The 22,304-nt window shown below is 66.1% G+C and carries 22 protein-coding genes; 3 read left to right on the top strand and 19 right to left on the bottom strand.

The window, feature by feature from the left end:
- Window positions 1-38: 38 nt before the first annotated feature.
- The 12 genes from WI560_RS04680 to WI560_RS04625 form a co-directional block, all read right to left on the bottom strand.
- Window positions 39-875, bottom strand: a complete 837-nt coding sequence (locus tag WI560_RS04680; protein ID WP_375307070.1) for an SDR family oxidoreductase — start codon at window positions 873-875, stop codon at window positions 39-41.
- Window positions 876-940: 65 nt separating this feature from the next.
- Window positions 941-2,260 carry a solute carrier family 23 protein gene (locus WI560_RS04675; RefSeq protein WP_375307069.1) on the bottom strand — a complete coding sequence of 440 codons (1,320 nt, stop codon included), beginning with the start codon at window positions 2,258-2,260 and terminating at the stop codon, window positions 941-943.
- Between the two features lie 417 nt (window positions 2,261-2,677).
- A complete protein-coding gene (locus tag WI560_RS04670) occupies window positions 2,678-4,291 on the bottom strand; it encodes an ABC-F family ATP-binding cassette domain-containing protein (protein WP_375307068.1) in 1,614 nt (537 codons plus the stop codon).
- A gap of 169 nt (window positions 4,292-4,460) precedes the next feature.
- The gene (locus WI560_RS04665) at window positions 4,461-4,808 is read right to left on the bottom strand and encodes a RidA family protein (RefSeq protein WP_028138431.1); all 348 of its coding nucleotides are present in this window, start codon (window positions 4,806-4,808) and stop codon (window positions 4,461-4,463) included.
- Window positions 4,809-4,821: 13 nt separating this feature from the next.
- Window positions 4,822-5,943 carry an NAD(P)/FAD-dependent oxidoreductase gene (locus WI560_RS04660; protein WP_375307067.1) on the bottom strand — a complete coding sequence of 374 codons (1,122 nt, stop codon included), beginning with the start codon at window positions 5,941-5,943 and terminating at the stop codon, window positions 4,822-4,824.
- Complete coding sequence (locus tag WI560_RS04655; protein ID WP_375307066.1) at window positions 5,940-7,358, bottom strand: FAD-dependent oxidoreductase; 1,419 nt, start codon at window positions 7,356-7,358, stop codon at window positions 5,940-5,942. The genes WI560_RS04660 and WI560_RS04655 overlap by 4 nt, the downstream gene beginning before the upstream one ends.
- Complete coding sequence (locus WI560_RS04650) at window positions 7,355-7,651, bottom strand: (2Fe-2S)-binding protein (protein WP_257176709.1); 297 nt, start codon at window positions 7,649-7,651, stop codon at window positions 7,355-7,357. Before WI560_RS04650 ends, WI560_RS04655 begins: the two co-directional genes overlap by 4 nt.
- 32 nt (window positions 7,652-7,683) lie before the next feature.
- Complete coding sequence (locus tag WI560_RS04645; protein WP_375307065.1) at window positions 7,684-8,817, bottom strand: NAD(P)/FAD-dependent oxidoreductase; 1,134 nt, start codon at window positions 8,815-8,817, stop codon at window positions 7,684-7,686.
- 8 nt (window positions 8,818-8,825) lie between these two features.
- A complete protein-coding gene (locus WI560_RS04640) occupies window positions 8,826-9,632 on the bottom strand; it encodes an ABC transporter permease (protein ID WP_257176707.1) in 807 nt (268 codons plus the stop codon).
- Complete coding sequence (locus WI560_RS04635) at window positions 9,629-10,504, bottom strand: ABC transporter permease (protein WP_375307064.1); 876 nt, start codon at window positions 10,502-10,504, stop codon at window positions 9,629-9,631. Before WI560_RS04635 ends, WI560_RS04640 begins: the two co-directional genes overlap by 4 nt.
- Window positions 10,501-11,541, bottom strand: coding sequence for an ABC transporter ATP-binding protein (locus tag WI560_RS04630; RefSeq protein WP_375307063.1), 1,041 nt, complete (start codon window positions 11,539-11,541; stop codon window positions 10,501-10,503). Before WI560_RS04630 ends, WI560_RS04635 begins: the two co-directional genes overlap by 4 nt.
- Window positions 11,542-11,564: 23 nt before the next feature.
- Window positions 11,565-12,599, bottom strand: a complete 1,035-nt coding sequence (locus tag WI560_RS04625) for an ABC transporter substrate-binding protein (protein ID WP_028138439.1) — start codon at window positions 12,597-12,599, stop codon at window positions 11,565-11,567.
- A gap of 272 nt (window positions 12,600-12,871) precedes the next feature.
- Here WI560_RS04625 and WI560_RS04620 point away from each other — a divergent pair, with 272 nt between their 5' ends.
- Both WI560_RS04620 and WI560_RS04615 read left to right on the top strand, forming a co-directional pair.
- Window positions 12,872-13,798, top strand: coding sequence for a LysR substrate-binding domain-containing protein (locus WI560_RS04620; protein WP_375307062.1), 927 nt, complete (start codon window positions 12,872-12,874; stop codon window positions 13,796-13,798).
- 67 nt (window positions 13,799-13,865) lie between these two features.
- A complete protein-coding gene (locus WI560_RS04615) occupies window positions 13,866-14,585 on the top strand; it encodes a type 1 glutamine amidotransferase (RefSeq protein WP_375307061.1) in 720 nt (239 codons plus the stop codon).
- Between the two features lie 114 nt (window positions 14,586-14,699).
- Here WI560_RS04615 and WI560_RS04610 read toward each other — a convergent pair whose 3' ends face one another.
- The 7 genes from WI560_RS04610 to WI560_RS04580 all read right to left on the bottom strand — a co-directional run bounded on the left by WI560_RS04610 (window position 14,700) and on the right by WI560_RS04580 (window position 20,276).
- On the bottom strand, window positions 14,700-15,167 hold the full coding sequence (locus WI560_RS04610; RefSeq protein ID WP_375307060.1) for a DUF1348 family protein: 468 nt from the start codon (window positions 15,165-15,167) through the stop codon (window positions 14,700-14,702).
- A gap of 78 nt (window positions 15,168-15,245) precedes the next feature.
- Window positions 15,246-15,650, bottom strand: coding sequence for a tol-pal system-associated acyl-CoA thioesterase (gene ybgC, locus WI560_RS04605; protein ID WP_375308771.1), 405 nt, complete (start codon window positions 15,648-15,650; stop codon window positions 15,246-15,248).
- Window positions 15,651-15,765: 115 nt separating this feature from the next.
- Window positions 15,766-16,686 carry a metallophosphoesterase gene (locus WI560_RS04600; protein ID WP_375307059.1) on the bottom strand — a complete coding sequence of 307 codons (921 nt, stop codon included), beginning with the start codon at window positions 16,684-16,686 and terminating at the stop codon, window positions 15,766-15,768.
- 129 nt (window positions 16,687-16,815) lie between these two features.
- The gene (gene ruvB / locus WI560_RS04595; RefSeq protein WP_375308770.1) at window positions 16,816-17,850 is read right to left on the bottom strand and encodes a Holliday junction branch migration DNA helicase RuvB; all 1,035 of its coding nucleotides are present in this window, start codon (window positions 17,848-17,850) and stop codon (window positions 16,816-16,818) included.
- A 148-nt stretch (window positions 17,851-17,998) separates the two neighbouring features.
- Window positions 17,999-18,616, bottom strand: a complete 618-nt coding sequence (gene ruvA / locus WI560_RS04590) for a Holliday junction branch migration protein RuvA (protein ID WP_035998377.1) — start codon at window positions 18,614-18,616, stop codon at window positions 17,999-18,001.
- A gap of 142 nt (window positions 18,617-18,758) precedes the next feature.
- Window positions 18,759-19,286 (bottom strand): crossover junction endodeoxyribonuclease RuvC, encoded by a 528-nt coding sequence (gene ruvC, locus WI560_RS04585; protein WP_375307058.1) that lies wholly within the window; start codon window positions 19,284-19,286, stop codon window positions 18,759-18,761.
- A gap of 243 nt (window positions 19,287-19,529) precedes the next feature.
- Window positions 19,530-20,276 carry a YebC/PmpR family DNA-binding transcriptional regulator gene (locus tag WI560_RS04580; RefSeq protein WP_126261898.1) on the bottom strand — a complete coding sequence of 249 codons (747 nt, stop codon included), beginning with the start codon at window positions 20,274-20,276 and terminating at the stop codon, window positions 19,530-19,532.
- Between the two features lie 221 nt (window positions 20,277-20,497).
- On the opposite strand from WI560_RS04580, the gene WI560_RS04575 reads away from it, so the two are divergent.
- Window positions 20,498-22,249, top strand: coding sequence for a methyl-accepting chemotaxis protein (locus WI560_RS04575; RefSeq protein WP_375307057.1), 1,752 nt, complete (start codon window positions 20,498-20,500; stop codon window positions 22,247-22,249).
- Window positions 22,250-22,304: the final 55 nt, after the last annotated feature.

The raw sequence follows: 22,304 nt of genomic DNA, 5'->3' as shown, positions 1-22,304 counted from the left end.
CGGTCGCGATCGCAATCCCGGAGGTTCGAAGCCGACGTTCAGCTTGCCCAGTTTTCCCGGAATTCGGGGAATAGTGTCAGGCCTCCGCACGCATAAAGCGTCTGCCCGGTGATGTAGCTCGCATCGTCCGAGGCGAGGAAGGCAAAAACGGCGGCGATCTCCTCCGGCGTGCCGACGCGGCCCATCGGAATGTGGCTGGTGACGACGCCGCGCTTTTCGGGGTCGCCGGTCCAGGCCGCATTGATCGGCGTATCGATCGCGCCGGGGCCGACGGCATTGACGCGAATGCCGCGGCCGGCAAACTCGAGCGCCAGCGTGCGCGTCAAATTGGCCATGCCGCCCTTGCTGATCGAATAAGCGAGATAGAAGGGCTTCGGAATGATCTGGTGCACGCTGGAGCAGTTGATGATGCTGCCGCCGCCGCCGCGCTTGACGAAATGCGCAAGTGCCTGCTGCGCGCACAGCACGGCGCCGTTCAGGTTGACGTCGATGATGCGGCGATAGGTTTCGACGTCGAGCGCCTCGCTCGGAGATTCCTGCTGAAAGCCGGCGTTGTTGACGAGACAATCGAGACCCTTCCAGCGCGAAAAGATCGCCTCGAACATCGCAGCAATGTCCCGCTCGTCGCCGACATTGGCCTTGACGATGCAATGATCGGGCTCGCCGTGGCCGCGGTCGCTCGACGCTGCCCGCGCGAGCGCGAGCGTCTGCTCCGCCCGCTCGTCGTTCTCGAAATAGTTGATGGCGACGGTCGCACCTTCCTGCGCGAACCTGACGGCAACGGCGCGGCCGATGCCCTGTGAGGCGCCGGTCACCAGCGCATATTGGCCGACAAGGCGCGAGGGAAACGAAGTCGGGCGATCGGGTTGCGGCATGGGTTCTCTCCGGAATGCCTCATCATCGACGGGAGGCGCTTTTTGTTCCATCGCTACCGCGCATTTCATTCCGCACGGCGCGCGAGTGGCGAAGTCAGGATCTGGTAGAGAATGATGGCACCGAAGGTTGCCGTGCCGATCCCACCGATCGTGAACGCGCCGAACTTGAGCGTGAGATCGCCCGCGCCCGCGATCAATGCCACGGCGACGGTGATCAGGTTTGCAGGATGTGCAAAGTCGACCTTGTTCTCGACCCAGATCCGGCCCGCCATCGCCGCGATCAGTCCGAACAGCACGATCGAGAGGCCGCCGATGACGGGACCCGGGATCGACAGGATCAGCGCGCCGAATTTCGGCGAGAAGCCGAGCAGGATAGACACGAGGGCCGCGAAGGCGAACAGCAGGGTCGAATAGACTTTCGTCGCCGCCATGACGCCGATATTCTCCGCATAGGTTGTGACGCCGGTGCCGCCGCCGGAGGCGGCGACGATCGTCGCGAGGCTGTCGGCGAACAGGGCGCGGCCGAGATAGGCATCGAGACTGCGGCCAGTCATGGCGCCGACGGCCTTGATGTGGCCGAGGTTCTCGGCGACGAGGATGATCGCGACTGGCGCGATCAAGAAGATGGCATCGGCCTGGAACGTCGGCGCGGTGAAGTTCGGCAGGCCGAGCCAGGGCGCGGCCGAAAGCTGGGTGAAGTCGATCGGCTTGCCGAAGCCGAGCCCGTTCGCAAACAGCAGATACAAGACATATCCGCCGATCGCGCCGAGGATGATCGGCAGCCTTCGCCAAAGGCCTGGAGCTGCAACGGCCACCACGCCGATGATCAGAACGGTCGCGAGCCCGATTGCCGTGTCGAAGGCGCTGGCGCTCACCGACTTGACCGCAACGGGCGCGAGGTTGAGGCCGATGGCGGCGACCACCGCGCCGGTGACGGCCGGCGGCATCAAGCGCTCGATCCAGCCGACGCCCGACCACATCACGATCAGCGCGATCACCCCGTACAGCACGCCGGCGCCGATGATGCCGCCGAGCGCGACCGAAATATTGGGATTCGGTCCCTGCCCGGCATAGCCGGTGGCGGCGATGACGACGGCGATGAACGCGAAGCTCGAGCCGAGATAGCTCGGCACGCGACCGGCGACGATGACGAAGAAGATCAGCGTGCCGATGCCCGAGAACAGCACCGCGACGTTGGGATCGAATCCCATCAGCAGCGGGGCGATGATCGTCGCGCCGGACATCGCGACGCAATGCTGGAGACCGGAGACAATGGTCTGCCCCCAGGCCAGCCGCTCCTCCGGCATGATCACGCCCGAGGTCTTGAGTTTCCACCGCGGAAAATAGCCTTGCGCTTGCCGGTCGGAGTCGGTTGCAGTCGCCATGTTCCCCCCAATTGCGGTGCAGCGATCGATCATCGTGCAAACAGGCAAGAATGTGATTGTCACTTCTGCGGCGGCCATCAGATCGTGCAGGTCATGCAAGATCCAGATCCTGCAAGAACGCGTCCCGAGGCCACTCTATGACACAAGTCGCGATCCAGCCAGCCAGCGGCCGCCGGCACCAGCCCCGGTACCGGATTCTCTACGCGCCAGGTGCTGATCGCGATCGCCGGCGACGCTGCTCTGGCGAACACGACCGGTTCCCACGCGGTAGTTTCCCGGAGTAGAAAATCGGTGCGGCACGCGTCACAACAATCGAATTGAGATCACGGATTGATACTCATTTTTTCCACCCGACGCGCTGGGGGCAGGGCGTCGGGTTTTTGAAAATCACTGACAAATCCAGACCGCCGAGCGGGATCAGACGATCCCGCCGTCGATGCGGAGCGCCCTGGCGGCGACATCGATCCGTCGTGTAATCGCGATCGCCTGCAAGAACGCTTCGTCATGACTGACGACGAGCAGCGCGCCATCATAGGCCTGCAAGCCCGCCTCCACGGCTTCGATGGATTCGAGGTCGAGATGATTGGTCGGCTCGTCCAGGATCAGCAGCGACGGCGGCCTCGGCCCGCCGAGCACGCAGGCCAGGCCCGCACGAAACATCTGCCCGCCACTCAAGCTTCCCACGACCTGCAAGGCGGCATCGGCGCGGAACATGAACCGGGCCAGTGCGGCATGGCACTCGTTCGCACCCGCCTTCGGGTTGAGACGGCGAAAATTATCCAGAATGGAGAGTCCCGGGTCGAGCAGACTGACTTTCTGATCGAACAACGCGAAATCCGGCCTGACCCGCACGATCCCCGAGAGCGGACGCAGCTCGCCCGCGATGAGTTTCAGCAGCGTCGTCTTGCCGGAGCCGTTGGGCCCGACCAGCGCGACACGCTCCGGTCCGACGACGGCGAACGAGAGACCGCGCAGGACCGGCTGCTCAGGTCGGTAGCCGGCGCTGACGCCCTCGAGCCAAAGCACCTCCCTGCCCGCCGGCAGGCCGGTCGCGGGCAACTTGACGGAGAGCGGCTGAAGAATCTCGATGCGCCGGCGCGCCGCGTCGGCGGCCTCGAGCGCTTCCGCGCGCTGCCGCTCGGCGATTTGGGCGGTCTTCCCGCCGCTATCCTCGCTGCGATCCTTCCGCGCGCCGGCCAGGATGCGTGGCATGTCGCCCTTGGCGCGCTTCTTTCGGCCGCCGCTGTCCCTGCGCGCTTTCCTCTCCGCCGCCTGCTGCGCCTTCCCGTCGATCTCGGACAGGCGCTTCGCGGCGTGCGCGAGAGCGTGCCTGACAGCAGCAAGCTCGACGGCTTTCTGTTCGCGAAACCTGCTCCAGTTGCCGCCGTAGCGCGTAGCCCCAAGCGACGTCAGCTCGACGATCGCATCCATGGTCTCGAGCAGGCTCCGATCATGGCTGACCACGATCGCACCGCCGCGCCACGCTGCCAGGAGACCGGTCAGGGCCTCGCGTCCGGCCCGATCGAGATTATTGGTGGGCTCGTCCAGCAGCAGGAAGTCCGGTTCGGCGAAGATCAGGGCCGCGAGCCGGACCCTCGTGATCTGACCGCCGGATAGACGCGACAGCTCCGTATCGGGAGACAGATCGAAGCCGAGGCGCGCCAGCGCGGCCGCCAGCCGAGCTTCGAGCGTCCAGTCGATCGCGGCGAGATCGTCGATCGACGCGCCGCCCCGCTCGGCACGGCGCAGCAGCCCGAGCGCCGGCCCGACGCCGAACAGATCGGCCACGCTCGCCCCTGCGGGCAATTGCGCATCCTGGCGCAGCAAGCCAATGCTGCCATTGATCAGAACGCGTCCGGAATGAGGAAGATGCTCCCCTGAGATCGACGCAAGCAGCGTCGTTTTCCCGACGCCGTTGCGGCCGACGAGACCGGTCCGCTCGGCCGCGAAGGTCAGATCGAGGTTGGAGACAAGAGAACGGCCGTCAGGCGTGGCCAGCGACAGGCTCGACAGGATGATGGAGGCAGGCATGGAAATCCCCGTGGGCAAGGCGGATGGGCTTTGCGGTCGGGGTCGAATCCATGGCTGCGAATTTCCTGATTGAGAGCCCTCCAATTATTCCCTTCGAAGGGCGATATCAAGGCGCAGCGCGAGGAGGCGACAGCGTGAGAGGCGCTGTCGTCCCTTGCAGCAAGCGCGATCAGCCCTTCAGCGCGGTGACCACGACCTCGATCAGCGCGCCGCCGCCGAGATCGGCGACGCCGACGGTCGCCCGGGTCGGCAGATTGTCGCCGAAGAACTCGGTCCAGGCCGCATCCATCTCCTTCTTCTTGGAAAGATCGGTGACGAAGATCGAGGCGCTGACGACGCGAGACTTGTCGGTGCCCGCCTCCTTCAGATAGCCGGCGATCTTGCCGAGGATGTTGCGGGTCTGCTCGCCCATCGAGACCGAGGTGTCGTCGGCGATGGTGCCGCCGAGGAAGACGAAGCCATTGGCCTCGACGGCGCGGTGCATGATGGGCGTGCGAATGCTGCGGGTGATGCTCATGATGTCCTCATTGCTAGAGCGTGGAAGGATGGAAGCGGTCGATGCCGAGATCGCTGATCCGGGTCTGGGTGCCGCCGCTGACGATCAACTCGGCCATCACGGCGCCGGCGCCGGGGCCGAGCTGGAAGCCATGCAGCGAGAAGCCGAACTGGTGATAGAGGCCCTTGTGACGGCTGCTCGGACCGAACACCGGAATATCGTCCTTCATCTTGGCCTCGATGCCGGCCCAGGCGCGGACGATCGAGGCGCTGCGCATCACCGGAAACAGCTCGAACACGGTCTGCGCGCTTGTCGCGAGGCTCTTCCAGTCGAGCACCGTCTCGTTGCGGTCCTGATAGGGCCTCGCCAGATGGCCGCCGCCGATCAGCACGGTGCCGTTCTTGAATTGCTTGAACGAAAGCTTGCGCCCGCGCAGGATCACGACGGGATCGATGAAGTGCGGCACGCGCGAGGTGATCATCAGCATCGGCGCGACGGTCTCGACCGGAACGGGCTCGCCGAGATCGGCGGCGATCTTGCCCGCCCAGGCGCCGGCGGCATTGACCAGCACCGGCGCGGCGAAGGTTTCAGGACCGACATCGACATGCCAGAGTCCGTCACGGTGCCGAATGTTGCCGGCCGCGACACCCTCGCGCACGGTCGCGCCCAGCCGCTCGGCCTTGCGCCTGAACGCCGTCGTCGTCTGCGCCGGATTGGCCGCGCCGTCACGGCGCGACACGATTCCACCGGGACAGGTCTCGGCAACCGCAGGCACCAGACGACGTAATTCAGCAGCGCCGATCAGTTCCTCGTGGGTGAAGCCCAGCGCGTTGAGCTCGGCGACGCGGGCGCGGCAGGCCGCCAGCTCCTCCTCGTTTTCCGCGACCAGCACCTGGCCGTAGCTTTCGAAGCTGCAATCGTCGTCGACGAGATCTGCGATCTTCTCCCAGATTCCCATCGAACGGATCGAGAGCGGAATCTCGGGGATGTGCCGTGCCAGCTGGCGCACGCCGCCGGCATTGACGCCCGAAGCGTGGCGGCCGGCATAGTCCTTCTCGATCAGCACCGGCTTCAGGCCGGCGAGGCACAGATGCAGCGCAGTCGAGCATCCGTGGATGCCGCCGCCGACGACGATCGCATCCACGTTTTGGGTCATCCGCGAACCACGGCCTTGACGTCCGCCTCGCTCTTCGGAACGGCGGCAAGCTCGGCGAGCGTGATCGGCTTCACCGGCGCGCGCAGCCGGTAATAGCCGATCTCCTGCGGCGTCTTTCCGCGCGCCTGCGCCATCAGCTCGGTGACGGTGAGGCCGCAGAGCCGGCCCTGGCACGGGCCCATGCCGGTGCGGCGATAGGCCTTGAGCTGGTTCGGCCCGGTCGCGCCGATCGCGACGGAATCGAGAACGTCCTTTGCGGTGACCTCTTCGCAGCGGCAGACGATGGTGTCGCCCGAAGGAATCCGGAACTGCGGCGCCGGGCGGAACAGGGTGTCGAGGAAGACGCGGCCGCGCTCGGCCTTGGCGAGATCGGCGCGGAGCGTTGCCATCGCTGGGAGCTTCGCCGCAACTGCAGGCGACAAGGCCTCCACGGCCGCGCGCGCCGCGATCCGGCCGCGCACCACGGCGGCGCTCGCACCGCCGATGCCGGCACCGTCGCCGGCAATCGCGATGCCGGCGACCGACGAGCCGCCGCTCGCATCGAGCACCGGCGACCAGCACAGCTGCAGGTCGTCCCAGCGATGCTCGACGCCAGCGGCCATCGCCAGATTGACGTTTGGCACGACGCCTTGATGCAGCAGGAGCAGGTCGGCGGGAATGGTCTCGCGCTTGCTGCCCGCGACATAGCTGACGCTGGCAAGCTGGCCCTCACCGGCTGCCGAGAGTTCGGTGACGCCGGAGACGACCTGCATCTTCGCCTTGACCTCGCGCATCATTGCGAGGCCCTTGGCGAAATAGGGCGAGGTCAGGAAGGCAAAGGCATGCGGCAGCGCCGCGAAATAATTGCCGCGCTCGGTGGTATCGAGGATGCGGTCGATGCGGCCTCCGAGCCGCAGGATTTGTGCAGCGAGCAGCCAGAGCAGCGGGCCCTGGCCGGCGATCACCGTGCGGCCGTCGGGCACCAGCGCCGAGGATTTCAGCATGGTCTGCGCCGCACCCGCGGTCATCACGCCCGGCAGCGTCCAGCCGGGAATCGGAAACGGCCGCTCCAGCGCGCCGGTCGCCAGGATCACGCGCTTCGCCTTGACGAAGGCGGATGCGCCGCCGATCGAGACGGCGATGTCGAGGTTGCGGTCAAGGCTCCAGACGGTGGCTCGATGAATCACCTCGGCGCTGCTCGCGCGCAGCGCCTGCACGAGATCGGTACCGACCCAATAATCGGCGCCGAGCTGGCTGCGGTCGGTCACGGGCGTGGATGCAATGGCGCGGAACACCTGGCCGCCGGGACCCATGTTCTCGTCGAGCAGCAGCGTCGAGAGGCCGGCTTCGGCCGAGGTCGCAGCGGCAGCAAGGCCGGCGGGCCCGGCGCCGATCACCACGACGTCATAGTCTTCACGCCTGGGAGCCACACTCATCTTCCGATCTCCCGCTTGCCCTTCTGGATCTCGATTTGCATGCCTTCGGCCACGGGCACCAGGCAGCCCTGCCGGTTGCCGACGCCGTCGATGGTGACGAGGCAATCGAAGCACACGCCCATCATGCAATAGGGCAACCGCGGCGCGCCGCTCACCGCGGTGGAGCGGCGTGCGTCGACGCCGGAGGCCAGCAGCGCGGCGGACACCGTGTCGCCCTGGCGCGCCGCGACGGCAACGCCGTCGACGAAGATCTGCACCGGTGGACGCTTGTCCTGTTCGGATCTCTTGAACATGGGGATGCCTCTTGGCTCCTTCCTCGGTATCTCTAATAGCCGCTGTTGTTCGCCGCGCCCGCGCCGAAGCGGCTGGCCGAGAACGCGCCGACCAGCTCGGGCTCGAGCGCGCCCTGCACCACCATGCGCGCGATCTCGAAAGCGTGGTTGGAGGCGAGCGTCACGCCGGAATGGCAGCAGGCGACGAAGGCGCCGGGATGCGTCTTTGACTGGTCGTAGATCGGAAAGCCGTCCTGCGGCATCACGCGGATGCCGGCCCAGCTTCTGACCACGTTGAGCCGCGACAGATGCGGGAACATGCGCTGGGCACGGTCGGTCATCACCGCGCTGATCGAATGCTTCAGCGCGCGGTCGTCAAGCTCGTCCTCCTTGCTGTCGCCGATCATCACCGTGCCTTCGTCGGTCTGGCGGATCGTCGTCAGCGGGTGCGGCAGGAACGGCATGGTGCGCTCGGTCACCACGATCTGGCCGCGGGTCGGACCCATCGGGGCATGGAGGCCGACCATCGGCGCCAGCGTCTGGTTGGCGTTGCCGGCGGCCAGCACCACCTTGGCGGCGCGCAGCTCGCCCTTCGGCGTGGTCAGGCGGAATTCGCCGCCGCTCTTGCCGATCGCGGAGACCGGCCGCTCCGGCAGATAGTCGATGCCGAACGCCTTGAAGCCGGTGTGGAACGCGCGAAACGTGCGCAGCGAATTGACGTGGCCGTCGAGCGGGCAATAGCTGCCGCCGGAGACCTCGGGGCCGATCAGCGGCAGCGACTTCTTCACCTCGGATGCCGAGAGCATCTCCATCTTGTAGTCGGCCGCGCCCGTCTGGTTGTGCATGCGCGCGACCAGCTCGGTGCGCTGGCCGAATTCGTCCTCGCCGAGGGTGAGGTGAAAGCCGCCATTCTGCTGGAGGCAGACGTCGAGCCCGGTCTGCTGCTTCAGTTCGGACGCCAGCCGGCCCCAGGCCTGCGACGCCTGCACGGTCCACACCGTATAGGCGGGCATGCCGAGCCCCTTGCTCTGCACCCAGACCAGCGCGAAGTTCGCGCGCGAGGCGCGCTTGGTGATGTCGCCTTCGTCGAGCACGGCGACCGTCTTGCCGAGCCGGCCGAGGCCCCAGGCAATGGCGGAGCCGAGCAGTCCGCCGCCGACGACGGCGACGTCGTAGTCCGTTCGCATAGGTTCTCCTATCGCCCCGTATCGCCCTTGCCGGCGAGCACGCGGTCGAGCCCGTAGAAGCGGTCGAGCAGAATGAGGGCGGTCATGGTGATCGCGATCACGCAGGCCGAGACCGACGTTACCAGCGGATCGATGTTGTCCTGGATGTAAAGGAACATGCGCACCGGCAATGTCTCGGTGCCGGGCGCGGCGAGGAAGACGGTCATGGTGAGATCGTCGAAGGACTGGATGAAGGCCAGCGCCCAACCACTGATGACACCGGGCAGGATCAGCGGCAACGTCACGCGGCGAAACAGGGTCCAACCGCCGGCGCCGAGCGAGACCGCGGCCATCTCGACCGTGCGGTCCATGCCGGTCGCCGCCGCCAGCGTCAGCCGCAGCGCGAACGGAAACACGATGATGACATGGGCGATGATCAGCGCGGCAAAGCTGCCGCCGAGGCCGGCCGAGGTGAAGAAGCGCAGGAACGCGATGCCGAGCACGACATGCGGGATCATCAGCGGCGACAGGAACAGCGCCGCCAGCGCATCGCGTCCGCGGAAGCGATAACGCGCGATCGCGAGCGCCGCCGGCACCGCGAACAGCAGCGCCACCAAGGAGGACAGCGCCCCTAACCCGAGACTGACCCAGAAGGCGTGGATGAATTCGGGATAGTTCGCGATGGTCCTGAACCAGCGCAACGAGAAGCCGTTGGTCGGCAGCGACAAATATCCCTCGGGCGTGAAGGCGACGAGGCAGACCACAAGGATCGGCGCCACCATGATGACGACGAAGATGGTGTGGAAGATCAGCGCGAGGGGGCCGTTCCGTCTCATCGGAACACCTCCGCATAGCGCCGCTCGATCAGCGCGTTGCTGCCGACGACGATCAGCACCAGCGCGGCCAGCAGGAGCGTCGCGACCGCGGCTCCGAGCGGCCAGTTCAGGGTGTTGAGGAATTCGTCATAGGCCAGCGTCGCGGCGACCTTGAGCCGGCGGCCGCCGATGATCGCGGGCGTCGCAAAGGCGCTGGCCGAGAGCGAGAACACGATGATGGCCCCCGACAGCACGCCCGGCATGATCTGCGGCAGGATGATGCGGCGGATGGTGGTGACGGGACCGGCGCCGAGCGACATCGCGGCGTTCTCGATCTGCGGATCGAGCCGCTGCAGCGCCGCCCACACCGACAGCACCATGAACGGCATCATGACATGCGCCAGCGCGATCACCATGCCGGTTTCGGTGAACATGAAGGGAATGGGGGAGCGCATCACCCCGAGCGACATCAAGAGCTTGTTGACGAGGCCGTTGTTGCCGCCGAACAGCAGTGCCCAGCCGAGCGTACGCGCCACCACGGAGATCAAGAGCGGCCCGAGAATGACCAGCAGGAAGAAGCTTTTCCACCGGCCGCTCATGCGGTTGAGGATATAGGCTTCGGGCGCGCCCAACACGGCAGTGAGGAGTGTCGTCAGGATCGCAACGCGAAACGTCCGCCAGAACATTTCCGCGTAATAGGGGTCGGTCGCGATCTCGTGCCAGTTCTTGAGGATGAAGACCGGCTCGATGCCCTTGTACTGGCCCCAATCGTGGAACGATAGCATCACGGTCATCGCCAGCGGGATCAAGAGCACGCCGACGAACAGCATCAAGGCCGGCGCCGTCAGCGCCCATGGCGCGCGCGTGCTGCGCTCCTCGGCGGCCATGCTCATGCGGCAGTCCTCGCGCGCACGCTCATGTCCTCGGGCCGCCAGGTGAGGCGAACGGCCTCGCCTTCGGCCGGTTGCGCCTTGCCGTCGTTCTGGCGGATCACGATCGCCGGGCCGCACTCGCTCTCGCACTGGAATAGCCAGTGATTGCCCTGGAAAATCCGCGTGATGATCTTTGCACCAAGACCGGCATCGCCAAAGCCGATCCTCTCGGGGCGAATGCTGACCGTCACGGGGCCGCTCAAGCCCACGGGCGCCGGTGCGCTCCAGGAGCCCGCCACCAGCTGCGCGGGCGCCGCGGTGCGGTCGACCGTCCCGGCAAAGTCGTTGGTCTTGCCGAGGAACTGCGAGACGAAGGCGGAGGCCGGCTTCTCATAGGTCTCCTGCGGAGTGCCGATCTGCTCGATCTTGCCCTGGCTCATCACCACGATGCGGTCGGACAGCGACATCGCCTCGTTCTGGTCATGCGTGACCAGGATCGTCGTGGTGCCGACGGTGCGCTGGATCTGGCGCAGCTCGATCTGCATTTCCTCGCGCAGCTTGGCGTCGAGGTTCGACAGCGGCTCGTCGAGCAGCAGCACGCTCGGCTTGATCACCAGCGCGCGCGCCAGCGCCACGCGCTGCTGCTGACCGCCGGACATGCGGCGGGGATGACGGTCCTCAAAGCCGGCAAGGCCGACCATTGCGAGCGCGGAGCGAACGCGCTCGGCCCGCTCGCCGCGCGGCACGTTACGCATCTCGAGGCCGAAGGCGACGTTCTCCGCCGCGGTCATGTGCGGAAACAGCGCGTAGCTCTGGAACACGATGCCGAGGCCACGCTTGGCCGGATGGATCGCGGTCAGGTCCTTGCCTTCGAGGCGAATGGTGCCGCGCGTGGGATCAAGGAAGCCCGCGATCATCTGCAGCGTCGTGGTCTTGCCGCAGCCGGAGGGGCCGAGGAAGGAGATGAACTCTCCCTTCCCCACCGACAGGCTGAAGTCGTCGACCACGCTCTGCGCGCCGAACTGCTTTGCGACCCGATCGAGCTCGAGATAGGCCATGACGCTGTCTCCGCCGCGACCGATCAGCGCTCGACCTCGCGATTCCAGCGCTTGGTCCACTCCTCGCGCTTCTCGTTGATGACGGTCCAGTCCGGATTATAGAGCTTGGCCGCACGCTCGCCGATCGGCGCCATCTTGCCGAGCTCGGGCGGGATCACCAGCGATTTCAGCACCGGGCCGTAACCGTAGTCCTTCAGCAGCACGAGCTGGATTTTCGGGTCGAGCAGCATCTTGACGAAGCTCGCTGCGAGCGGCGAGGCGTTCGGCTTGTTGATCGGACACGCCGTGGTCAGCAGCGTCGCCGCGCCTTCCTTCGGGTAGACGAAGTCGACGGGGAAGCCGGTATTGGCAAAGCTCTGCACGCGGCCGGTGCCCCACACCGCGATCACGGCCTGGCCGGACTGGAACAGCTCGGTCATCTTGCCCGGCGACGGCTCGTAGGCGAGCACGTTCGGATTGATCTGTTCCTTGAAGATCTTGAAGCCGGACTCGACGTTGGTCTCGCCGCCGCCGTTCATCTTCGACAGCATCACCAGCGCCTCGAGGCCGTAGGTGTTGTTGATCGGCGGGATCACGAGCTGCTTGGCGTATTTCGGGTCCTTCAGATCATTCCACGAGGTCGGCGGCGCCCAGCCCTTCTCCTTGAACACCTTGGTGTTGTACATCAGGCCGGTCGCGACGATGCCGATCGCGACCGCACGGTCGTCCTTGAAGCGGGCGGTATCGTAGAGATCGGCCGGCAGTCCCTCGAGCTTGCTGCAGAAGCCGAGCTGGATCGCCTGGTACATCGGGCCGTCGTCGACGATGGCGACGTCGATCTGCTGGTTGCCCTTCTGCGCCTGGAGCTTGGCCAGCGTGTCGGTGGAGTTGCCGGCGACGTACTCGACCTTGACGCCGTTCTCCTTCTCGAAAGCCGGAATTACCTCGTCACGGATGGTCTTCTCGAACGAGCCGCCGTAGCCGGCGATATAGAGTGTCTTTTGCTGGGCCGAGGCGGCTGACGGGGCGGCAATGAGCGCTGCGATGCTGACCGCGGTCAGAAGGCGAAAAGTCTTCATGTGGACCGATCTCCATACCGGAATGAGGTGACGTGCCGACAAATCTGCGGCTGGAGCGCCTTCCGCATTTCCTTCCGCGCAAATCCCCTCAGATCAGGGCTCCGGCCCCTGTTCGGCGGGTTTTGGCGCGATTTGGAGGTTTGAACGCCTCCAATCTGCCGAAAAAGCGAGCTGGCTCCAGCTCTGATGAAAAAGATCGCAAACCTATACTTCCATCGTCCAATGAATAATGGCACCCTCTGCATGCCGAAATGTTATGATTGGACGACGGGATGGCGCGGATCAATTCGCGGCAGGTGGAGGCCTTCCGCGCGATGATGCTGACCGGCAGCGTCACGGAGGCTGCCAAGCTGATGGTGGTGACGCAGCCAGCGGTCAGCCGGTTGCTGCGCGACTTCCAGGCGCTGTTGAAGATGGAGCTGTTCGAGCGGCGCGGCACCGGCCTGGTGCCGACCGCGGCGGCGATGGCGCTCTATACCGAGGTCGAGCGCTCATTCGTCGGCCTCGAGCGCATCACGGCGGCAGCCGAGGAAATCCGCGGCCGCCGCACCGGCTCGCTGCGCATCGCCGCGCTGCCGGCGCTTGCGAACGGTTTTTTGCCGCGGCTGGCCGGGCACTTCCTGCAGGAGCGGCCGAACCTCAACCTCGCCTTCTTCGGCGTGATTTCGCCGATCGTGGTCGACTGGGTTCTGAACAATCAATGCGACATCGGCTTTGCCGAGGTGCCGATCGCCCATTCCGGCCTGCCGAGCCTGCGGCTGCCGGCGCCGGCGCGCGTCGCGGTGCTGCCGAGCGGTCATCGCCTCGCGGAGAAGGAAGTCCTGGAGCCGCGCGATTTCGAAGGCGAGACCTTCATCTCGCTGTCGGCGGGATCGTCGAGCCGGCATCTCGTCGACCAGGTCTTCAATCGTCACGAGGTCCGCCGCGTGCTCAGGGTCGAGACCACGTTGTCGGAGATCATGTGCGGCATGGTGTCGTCAGGGCTCGGCGTCGCGATCTGCGACCCCTTCACCGCGCGGGAATTTTCCACCCGCGGCGTGGTCGCGCGTCGCTTCCTGCCGCGCATCGACTTCGAATTCTCCGCCGTCTTTCCGGCACAGCGCAGCCCGTCGCCGGTGGCGCTGGATCTGGTCGAGACCATGCGCAAGGCGCTGGCGGAGTTCGAGGACGAGGCCGCGCAGGATGTTGCGAGCGGGTGATTTTGCCGGCGGCTGATTTGGACGCCGCGCAGCGCCTGCTGTATTCTCCCTGTCTTCGCGAGGGCACATGGCACGCATCACCATCATCGAGACCGGAGCGGTCCCGCAAGAGCACCGCGAGCGCCACGGTTCATTTCCCGAGATGTTCGAGCGCATGGTCCGCGCCGAGGATCCGGCTGCCACGGTCGAGGTCATCAGCATCCCGAATGGCGATGCGCTTCCCGATCCGCGCGAGCTCGAGGCGGTCCTGATCACCGGCGCGGCCGCTGGCGTCTATGACGGGCTCGACTGGATCGCGCCGCTGGAAGATTTCGTGCGCACGGCCCACGTCAACAAGACGCCGATGGTCGGCGTCTGCTTCGGCCATCAGCTGATCGCCCAGGCGCTCGGCGGCACCGTGCGCAAGTCGGAGAACGGCTGGGGCATCGGCCGGCACGTCTATCGGGTGCTGCCGGAGAACGGAATCATCGAAGGCGAAGCGGTCGCGATCGCCGCCTCGCATCAGGACCAGGTGATCGAGCCCCCGAGCGATGCGCTGACGATCCTGTCGTCGGAGTTCACCCCGCACGCCGGCCTGCTCTACGCCAACGGCACGACGCTGACCGTGCAGCCGCACCCCGAGTTCGACGTCGCGTTCGCGCAAGTGTGCTGCGATCTGCGCGACGGCAAGGCGCCGGACGATGTCGTCGCGACGGCAAGGGCATCGCTGGCGGAGCCGATGGACAACGCGAAGCTCGGTGGGGCGATTACGAGGTTTCTGGCGCGCAAACCTATCCCCTCATCCTGATGAGAAGCCCGCCAAAGGGCGGGCGTATCGAAGGATAGAGGCCCCGCTGCAAGCAGCAAGGCCTGCATGGTTCGAGACGCCGCTTCGCGGCTCCTCACCATGAGGGTTGAGACCTCAGAACGGGCTCTCGCCCAATCCCGGCACATCAGCCGGCCGCGGTCCCGGCGCTGCCCAGTGAAACCGGCGGTCCTTTTCGGCGATCATGATGTCGTTGATCGAGGCCTCGCGCCGCTTCATCAGGCCGTGCTCGTCGAACTCCCACTGCTCGTTGCCGTAGGAGCGATACCACTGGCCGCTCGCATCGTGCCACTCGTACTGGAAGCGCACCGCGATGCGGTTGCCGTCGAAGGCCCAGAGGTCCTTGATCAGGCGATAATCCTGCTCCTTCTCCCATTTGCGGGTCAGGAAGGCGACGATCGCTTCGCGGCCCTGAAACACCTCGGAGCGATTGCGCCAGCGGCTGTCCTCGGTGTAGGCGAGCGACACGCGCACCGGATCGCGTGAATTCCAGGCATCCTCGGCCATGCGCGCTTTCTGCGCGGCGGTCTCACGGGTGAAGGGCGGAAGCGGCGGGCGCGACATGGTGGCCTCATCGGTTGATCGGAGCCGCAATCTATCGCCGCATTGGACAGAGTCGATAGGCCACAACCTATCGGGCGATCACGAAATCAAATCGGCCTTCATCAGCGTGCGGATCGATTTCGGGATCGGCTGGGCGCGACCGCCGCTGATGAAGGCGACGCGGACCTCGGCCTTCACCAGCACATCGTCACCGCGCCGCACCTCCTGCGCCAGCATGATCGAGGCGCCCTTCACCGCGACAGGCCAGGTCACGACGTCGAGCACGTCGTCCATCCGCGCGGGCTTGAGAAAGTCCAGATGCATCGAGCGCACCACGAAGGCGTAGCCTGTGCCTTCCGTCTCGGCCTTATCGAACAGCGCCTGCTGCTCGGCGCCCATCAAACGCAGATGATTGGTGCGTCCACGCTCCATGTAGCGCAGATAATTGGCGTGATAGACGATGCCGGAAAAATCCGTGTCCTCGTAATAGACGCGGACCTGCATGTGATGGCGGCCGTCGCGGATCTCGCCGTCGAGATGAGCTTTCACGTCGCGAGCCTCTTCGCTTGTCGCTAACCGGCCCGTTTTTGCGCAAAAACAGCCGGCGGCGCAAGCGGAGCTAGGACACAATCGGCCCTGTCCTTCCCAGCGTCACCTCGACGATCTCAGGCGGCACGCCGACGCGGACCGGCATGATGCTGCAACCGAGGCCGCCTGAAACGATGAGATCGCATTTCAGCCTGATGTGGCCATAGGCGAGCCGGATGCCCTGCTGCTTTGCGACGGCGGGCGACCAGCCGAGCAGGCGAACCTGGCCGCCATGGGTATGGCCGGACAGTTGCAGCGCGACGCGCGCGGGAACGCGCGGCGCGATGTTGGGCTCGTGCGCGAGCAGGATGATGGGCGCATCGTCGGTGACCTTGGCGAGCGTGGCGTTGAGATCGTCGGCGCCGAAGTGCGTCATGCTGCGCAAGCGCCGCGCCGGCAGGAAGGCCAGCTGATCGCCCAAGCCGGCGAGCCAGAATGGGCGGCCGTCCTTGGTGAGGCGCACCGCGTCGTTCTCGTAGACAGCAATGCCGGCGGCCTCGAGCGCACGATGCGCCGTCGTCGGCCCGCGCCCCGTGCGCTGCACGGTCCTGTCGTCCCAATAATCGTGATTGCCCATGACGGCATGGACGCCGAGCGGCGCCTTGAGGCCGGCGAGCACCCTCGCCCATTCCCTCGACGGAATGATGCGCGTGACATGGTGCAGACCGGCGACATAGTCGCCGAGCAGCACGACGATATCAGGCTTCAGCGCATTGGTGCGCTCGACGATGCCCTCGATCCGCTCCAGCGACATCCAGGGATCGCAGGCATGGATGTCGGCGATGGCGGCGATCTTCAGCGAAAGATCCGCCGGCCATTGCCGCGGCCTCGGATGATAGCGGGTGACGCGGAGCCGCAGCACCGGCTCGACGCCGACGCCATAGGCCGCGGTGGAGACGCCGAGGGCGGACAGGGCGCCGATGGAACGGATGAAATGACGTCGCGTGATCATGAAAGCCCGATCGGGATGCGCTCTCTTGATGCGGTCCGATTGGAGCGGAATTGGGGTGTTCTCGTGCAGATCGCCTGCACAAGATGACCAGAAATTCATGACCGAAGGAGCGCGCCGCGTTTGCGCAGATCAGTCGTCGCTCTCGTCCGTCCCGAACAGACCGAACTGCGCCGCCGCATCGCGCGAGGGCTCGGCGATGCCGAGATGGCGGAAGGCATGCGAGGTGAGCAAGCGGCCACGCGGGGTGCGCTGGAGATAGCCGCACTGGATGAGATAGGGCTCGATGATGTCCTCGATCGCGTCGCGCGGCTCGGACAGTGCCGCGGCCATGGTCTCGACGCCGACCGGGCCGCCGCCATAGTTGAGCGCGATGGTCGTGAGATAGCGGCGGTCCATTGCATCGAGACCTGCGGCATCGACCTCGAGCGCGCTCAGGGCGTGGTCCGCAATCTTGCGGTCGATCTTGTCTGCATCCGCCGCCGAGGCGAAATCGCGGACGCGCCGCAGCAGGCGGCCGGCGATGCGCGGCGTGCCGCGGGCGCGGCGCGCGATCTCGTTGGCGCCGTCAGCGCTCATGCCGACATTGAGCACGCGCGCGCCGCGGCTGACGATGCTCTCCAATTCCTCGATCGTGTAGAAGTTGAGCCGGACCGGAATGCCGAAGCGATCGCGCAGCGGATTGGTGAGCAGGCCGGCGCGCGTGGTGGCGCCGACGAGCGTGAATTTCGACAGCTCGATCTTCACCGAGCGCGCCGCCGGTCCCTCGCCGATGATGAGATCGAGCTGAAAGTCCTCCATCGCGGGATAAAGCACCTCTTCCACCGCCGGGCTGAGGCGATGGATCTCGTCGATGAAGAGCACGTCGCGCTCTTCGAGATTGGTGAGGAGGGCGGCGAGATCGCCGGCCTTGGCGATGACCGGCCCCGAGGTGGCGCGAAAGCCGACGCCGAGCTCCTTGGCGACGATCTGCGCTAGCGTGGTCTTGCCGAGCCCAGGCGGGCCGACGAACAGCACGTGATCCAGCGCCTCGCCGCGCTTGCGCGCCGCCTCGATGAAGATCGAGAGGTTCTTGCGCGCCTGCTGCTGGCCGACGAAATCAGACAGCGATTGCGGACGCAGCGCGGTGTCACCGACATCGTCGCTGCGGCGCTCGGGCGAGACCATGCGGCTGGCCTTGGGGTCGCTCACTTCGCAAACTCCTCGTAGGGTGGGCAGAACGAAGCGTGCCCGCGTCTTTCGAGCGATCGGACGTCTGGGGGGCACGGCGCGAAGGGCGCCTTTGCCCGCCCTACGGGACTGACCATTGCCGCACTCACTTCGCCAGCTCCTTCAGGCCGAGGCGGATGAGTTGCGCCGTCTCGGCACCTTCACCCGCGCTGCGCGAGGCCGATGCGATCGCCGCCGCCGCTTGCGGCTGGCCGTAGCCGAGATTGACCAGTGCGGAGATCGCATCCGCCACGGGCCGCGGCGCGCGCTGGTCGTCGACGGCACCGGCGAGATGTACCACGGCCGGATCGACATTGGCGAAGGCCGGCGCCTTGTCCTTCAACTCGGTGACGATGCGCTCGGCGACCTTGGGGCCGACGCCGGGCGTGCGCGCCACCGCAGCCTTGTCGCGCAGCGCAATCGCATTGGCGAGATCGGCCGGCGACAGCGTGCCGAGCACGGCCAGTGCGACCTTGGCGCCGACGCCCTGCACGGTCTGGAGCAGGCGAAACCACTCGCGCTCCTGGTCGGTGCGGAAACCGAACAGTTTGATCTGGTCCTCGCGGACATAGGTCTCGATCGACAGCACGGCGGCCTCGCCCGGCGAGGGCAGATGCTGCAGCGTGCGCGAGGAGCAGTGCACCTGGTAGCCGACGCCGCCGACGTCGAGGATGACGAAATCCTCGCCGTAGGAATCGATCAGGCCCTTGAGCTTGCCGATCATGTGGATTGCTCGAATGCGGCAGGTACTTCTCTCTCGTCATGGCCGGGCTCGTCCCGGCCATCCACGGCCTTGGCCTCAGCGAGAAAGATCGTGGATGCCCGGGACAAGCCCGGGCATGACGGCGGCGATATATAGCGAGCGATCATATCCCGACGACCTTCAGCCGCAGCGCCGCGCTCTGGCGGTGATGGGCGTGGGTGATGGCGATGGCGAGCGCGTCGGCGGCGTCGGCTGAGGGCGGCGCGGCCTTCGGCAACAGGATCTTCAGCATCATCGCGATCTGGGCCTTCTCGGCATGACCGGCGCCGACCACGGTCTTCTTGACCTGGTTCGGCGCATATTCGGCGACCGGGATGCCGAACATTGCGGGCGCCAGCATGGCGACGCCGCGGGCCTGGCCGAGCTTCAGCGTGGCAACGCCGTCCTTGTTGACGAAGGTCTGCTCGACCGCGGCTTCCACCGGCTTATGGTTCGAGAGCACGGAAGCGAGGCCTTCATGGATCGCGAGCAGCCGGTTCGACAAGGGCAGATCGCTCGCCGGTTCCACCGAGCCGCAGGCGACGTAAATCAGGCGATTGCCCTCGGCCTCGATCACGCCCCAGCCGGTGCGGCGCAGGCCGGGGTCGATGCCGATGATGCGGACGGGGCCACGAATCGGGAGCGCAGTCATGGGCCAGTGATAGCGGCTGGCCGCCGGAAGCGAAACAGAAACAGAACAGAAGTAACAGGGGAGTGGGTGCTGTTCTTCGCCTCTCCCCGCTTGCGGGGAGAGGCCGGAATGCGCGCGAAGCGCGGATTCCGGGTGAGGGGGACTCTCCGCGAGTCCGTCTGTCACCGTCGACGCGGAAGCAGCCCCTCACCCCAACCCTCTCCCCGCAAGAGCGGGGCGAGGGAGCGCACCGTTCGTGCTACCCTACCCGCCCATCTTCGCCATCAGCGCGTCCGACACCTCGAAATTGGCGTAGACGTTCTGAACGTCGTCGTGCTCGTTGAGCAGATCCATCAGCTTGAGCAGCTTCTCGCCGGTCTCGTCGTCGACCGCGACAGTGTTCTGCGGCTTCCAGATCAACGCGGCCTTGCGCGGCTCGCCGAACTTGGCTTCCAGCGCCTTGGCGACGTCGCGATAGCCTTCGGTCGAGGCGTAGATCTCATGACCGCCCTCACCCGAGACGACGTCGTCGGCGCCGGCCTCGATCGCAGCATCCAGCACCGCGTCGTCGGAGGCGACGCTGCGGTCGTATTCGATGATTCCGGTGCGATCGAACATGAAGGAGACCGAGCCGGTTTCGCCGAGATTGCCGCCGGATTTGGTGAAGAAGGAGCGGATGTCGGAGGCGGCGCGGTTGCGGTTGTCGGTGAGCGCCTCGACGATGACGGCGACGCCGCCGGGGCCGTAACCCTCGTAGCGGATCTCGTCATAATTCTCGCCGTCGCTGCCGAGGGCCTTCTTGATGGCGCGCTCGATATTGTCCTTCGGCATGTTCTCCTGGCGCGCCGCGATCACGGCGGCGCGCAGACGGGGGTTCATGGCGGGGTCAGGCGTGCCGAGCTTGGCGGCGACCGTGATTTCCCGCGCCAGCTTGCCGAACAGCTTCGACTTCTGGGCATCCTGCCGCCCCTTGCGGTGCATGATGTTCTTGAATTGGGAATGTCCGGCCATGCGTGGTCTCTTGGGAAATCGTCAGCCAAAGGTGGAGCGTGGGAAGCGCGGCCTTATAGGCCGCCAACCCGCCGGAATCAAAGGGATCTCCTACTCCTAAGGTAGCACCCTAAAGGTAGCCCTGGGTACGCCCGGGTGCCTAGAGATCGGGCATTGTTAACCCTGATTTCATTCCGGACTGCGAAAATAGCGTCCGACCATTCCCCGACAAGAGAGAGCCGATGGCGTTCGGACTATTTCGGAAGCGTCTACCGGACCAGGCTGCGCCTGCGGCCGCCCCGGCGCCGCCGCCGCAGCCGGCGGCCCATTCCGAGCCCGCTGCCGCGGCCGAGACTGATTCGGCACGGGAAATCCTGGAGCTGCTGGAACTCGAGCTCGGCGCCATGATCCGGCAGCTGGAACGCGCCGCCAATTCGGTGGCCGGCGGCGCCGAGGCGACCGCGGCGACGCTTGCCGCCATCCGCGACCGCACCGATGCCCTGACCGGCCGGACCAACGCCGCGCAATCGACCGCATCCACCTTTGCCCATGCCGCCGACAAGTTCACCCAGTCTGCGCTCGGAATCGGGGCGCAGGTTCGCGAGGCCGGCAAGCTCGCCGACGCGGCCAGTGCCGCGGCGCAGGAAGCCCGCGCCAATGTCGACCGCTTGCGGGAATCCTCCGCCGCCATCGGCAACGTCGTCAATCTGATCGCGCAGATCGCGCGCCAGACCACGCTGCTCGCACTCAATTCGACGATCGAGGCCGCACGCGCGGGCGCAGCGGGAAAGGGCTTTGCGGTCGTCGCAACCGAGGTCAAGGCGCTCGCGGTGCAGACGCAAGGCGCGACCGAAGAGATCACGAAGAAGATCGACGCGCTGCAGCGCGACGCCGCCGGCTCTGCGGATGCCGTGCACCGCATTTCGCAGGCGATCGAGGCGATCCGCCCGGTGTTCGAGACCGTCAACGGGGCGGTCGCCGAACAGAACGCGACCACCAGCGAAGTCTCCGGCAATGCCGCGAGCGCCTCGGAGTTCATCGTCTCAGTCGGCGAGAGCGCGGCCGAGATCGACGCCGCGACCAAGGCGGCCGAAAGCCACGGCGAGAACGTCGCCAGCGCCGGCAAAGCCGTCACCACCTTCGCACAGAAGCTGAAGTCGCGTTGCGCCGTGCTGCTGCGCCAGAGCGAGCACGACGATCGCCGCAAGACCGAACGGCTGCCCTGCCATCTCAACTTCGAGAGCGCGCGCGGCGCGATGCCGGTCTATGAAATCTCGATGGACGGCGTGCTGATCGGCGGCACGGACGCCAGCCGGCTCGCGCCGCAAACGATGATCGAGGGCACCCTCGAAGACGTCGGCGCCTGTCGCTTGCGCGTGGTCGAGCAATCCAAGGCCGGCGCCCGCGCGCAGTTCGCCAGCCCCAATGCCGAGCTCCGCGAAAAGATCGAGGACAAGCTCTGGTCGATCCACGAGGAGAACACCGAGTTCGTCACCCGCGCGATGGAAGCGGGCAACGCGCTGACCAAGATCTTCGAGCAGGCGGTGGCGCGCGGGGAGGTCAAGATCGACGACCTCTTCGACACCGATTATGCCGAGATCGCCGGAACCAATCCGCAGCAATACCGCACGAAATATCTCGATTGGGCCGACCGCGCCCTGCCGCCGTTCCAGGAAGCCTTTCTGGCAAAAGACAAGCGCATGGCGTTCTGCGCCATGGTCGACCGCAACGGCTTCCTGCCGGTGCACAACAAGATCTATTCGCATCCGCAGCGGCCGGGCGATGTTGCCTGGAATACGGCCAACAGCCGCAACCGGCGGATGTTCAACGATCCGGCGGGGCTCGCCGCCGCGCGCAACCTGCGATCGTATCTGGTCCAAACCTATGCGCGCGACATGGGCAACGGAAACACGGTGATGATGCGCGAGATCGACGTCCCGATCCGCGTGCAAGGCCGGCACTGGGGCGGATTCCGCACCGCCTACAAGCTCTAGTGCACGCTCAGGCAAGACGCCGGCGGCGAATCATCCTCTAAGTCGCCGCTGGAAT

The organism is Bradyrhizobium sp. A11 (genome assembly GCF_042077125.1).
GTDB lineage: Bacteria > Pseudomonadota > Alphaproteobacteria > Rhizobiales > Xanthobacteraceae > Bradyrhizobium > Bradyrhizobium japonicum_B.
Note: the sequence above shows the minus strand (reverse complement) of the source record. Positions and strands in the feature narration are given on the sequence as shown.

Coding starts and splice junctions, on each gene's coding strand:
- WI560_RS04610 (WP_375307060.1), bottom strand. CDS start 15,167: ATGTCGCGCCCGCCGCTTCCGCCCTTCACCCGTGAGACCGCCGCGCAG.
- WI560_RS04665 (WP_028138431.1), bottom strand. CDS start 4,808: ATGAGCATCACCCGCAGCATTCGCACGCCCATCATGCACCGCGCCGTC.
- ybgC (WP_375308771.1), bottom strand. CDS start 15,650: ATGCAGGTCCGCGTCTATTACGAGGACACGGATTTTTCCGGCATCGTC.
- WI560_RS04635 (WP_375307064.1), bottom strand. CDS start 10,504: ATGAGCATGGCCGCCGAGGAGCGCAGCACGCGCGCGCCATGGGCGCTG.
- ruvC (WP_375307058.1), bottom strand. CDS start 19,286: ATGACTGCGCTCCCGATTCGTGGCCCCGTCCGCATCATCGGCATCGAC.
- WI560_RS04615 (WP_375307061.1), top strand. CDS start 13,866: ATGGCACGCATCACCATCATCGAGACCGGAGCGGTCCCGCAAGAGCAC.
- WI560_RS04640 (WP_257176707.1), bottom strand. CDS start 9,632: ATGAGACGGAACGGCCCCCTCGCGCTGATCTTCCACACCATCTTCGTC.
- WI560_RS04675 (WP_375307069.1), bottom strand. CDS start 2,260: ATGGCGACTGCAACCGACTCCGACCGGCAAGCGCAAGGCTATTTTCCG.
- ruvA (WP_035998377.1), bottom strand. CDS start 18,616: ATGATCGGCAAGCTCAAGGGCCTGATCGATTCCTACGGCGAGGATTTC.
- WI560_RS04625 (WP_028138439.1), bottom strand. CDS start 12,599: ATGAAGACTTTTCGCCTTCTGACCGCGGTCAGCATCGCAGCGCTCATT.
- WI560_RS04600 (WP_375307059.1), bottom strand. CDS start 16,686: ATGATCACGCGACGTCATTTCATCCGTTCCATCGGCGCCCTGTCCGCC.
- WI560_RS04670 (WP_375307068.1), bottom strand. CDS start 4,291: ATGCCTGCCTCCATCATCCTGTCGAGCCTGTCGCTGGCCACGCCTGAC.
- WI560_RS04655 (WP_375307066.1), bottom strand. CDS start 7,358: ATGAGTGTGGCTCCCAGGCGTGAAGACTATGACGTCGTGGTGATCGGC.
- WI560_RS04620 (WP_375307062.1), top strand. CDS start 12,872: ATGGCGCGGATCAATTCGCGGCAGGTGGAGGCCTTCCGCGCGATGATG.
- WI560_RS04680 (WP_375307070.1), bottom strand. CDS start 875: ATGCCGCAACCCGATCGCCCGACTTCGTTTCCCTCGCGCCTTGTCGGC.
- WI560_RS04580 (WP_126261898.1), bottom strand. CDS start 20,276: ATGGCCGGACATTCCCAATTCAAGAACATCATGCACCGCAAGGGGCGG.
- WI560_RS04650 (WP_257176709.1), bottom strand. CDS start 7,651: ATGTTCAAGAGATCCGAACAGGACAAGCGTCCACCGGTGCAGATCTTC.
- WI560_RS04645 (WP_375307065.1), bottom strand. CDS start 8,817: ATGCGAACGGACTACGACGTCGCCGTCGTCGGCGGCGGACTGCTCGGC.
- ruvB (WP_375308770.1), bottom strand. CDS start 17,850: ATGGTCTCGCCCGAGCGCCGCAGCGACGATGTCGGTGACACCGCGCTG.
- WI560_RS04660 (WP_375307067.1), bottom strand. CDS start 5,943: ATGACCCAAAACGTGGATGCGATCGTCGTCGGCGGCGGCATCCACGGA.
- WI560_RS04575 (WP_375307057.1), top strand. CDS start 20,498: ATGGCGTTCGGACTATTTCGGAAGCGTCTACCGGACCAGGCTGCGCCT.
- WI560_RS04630 (WP_375307063.1), bottom strand. CDS start 11,541: ATGGCCTATCTCGAGCTCGATCGGGTCGCAAAGCAGTTCGGCGCGCAG.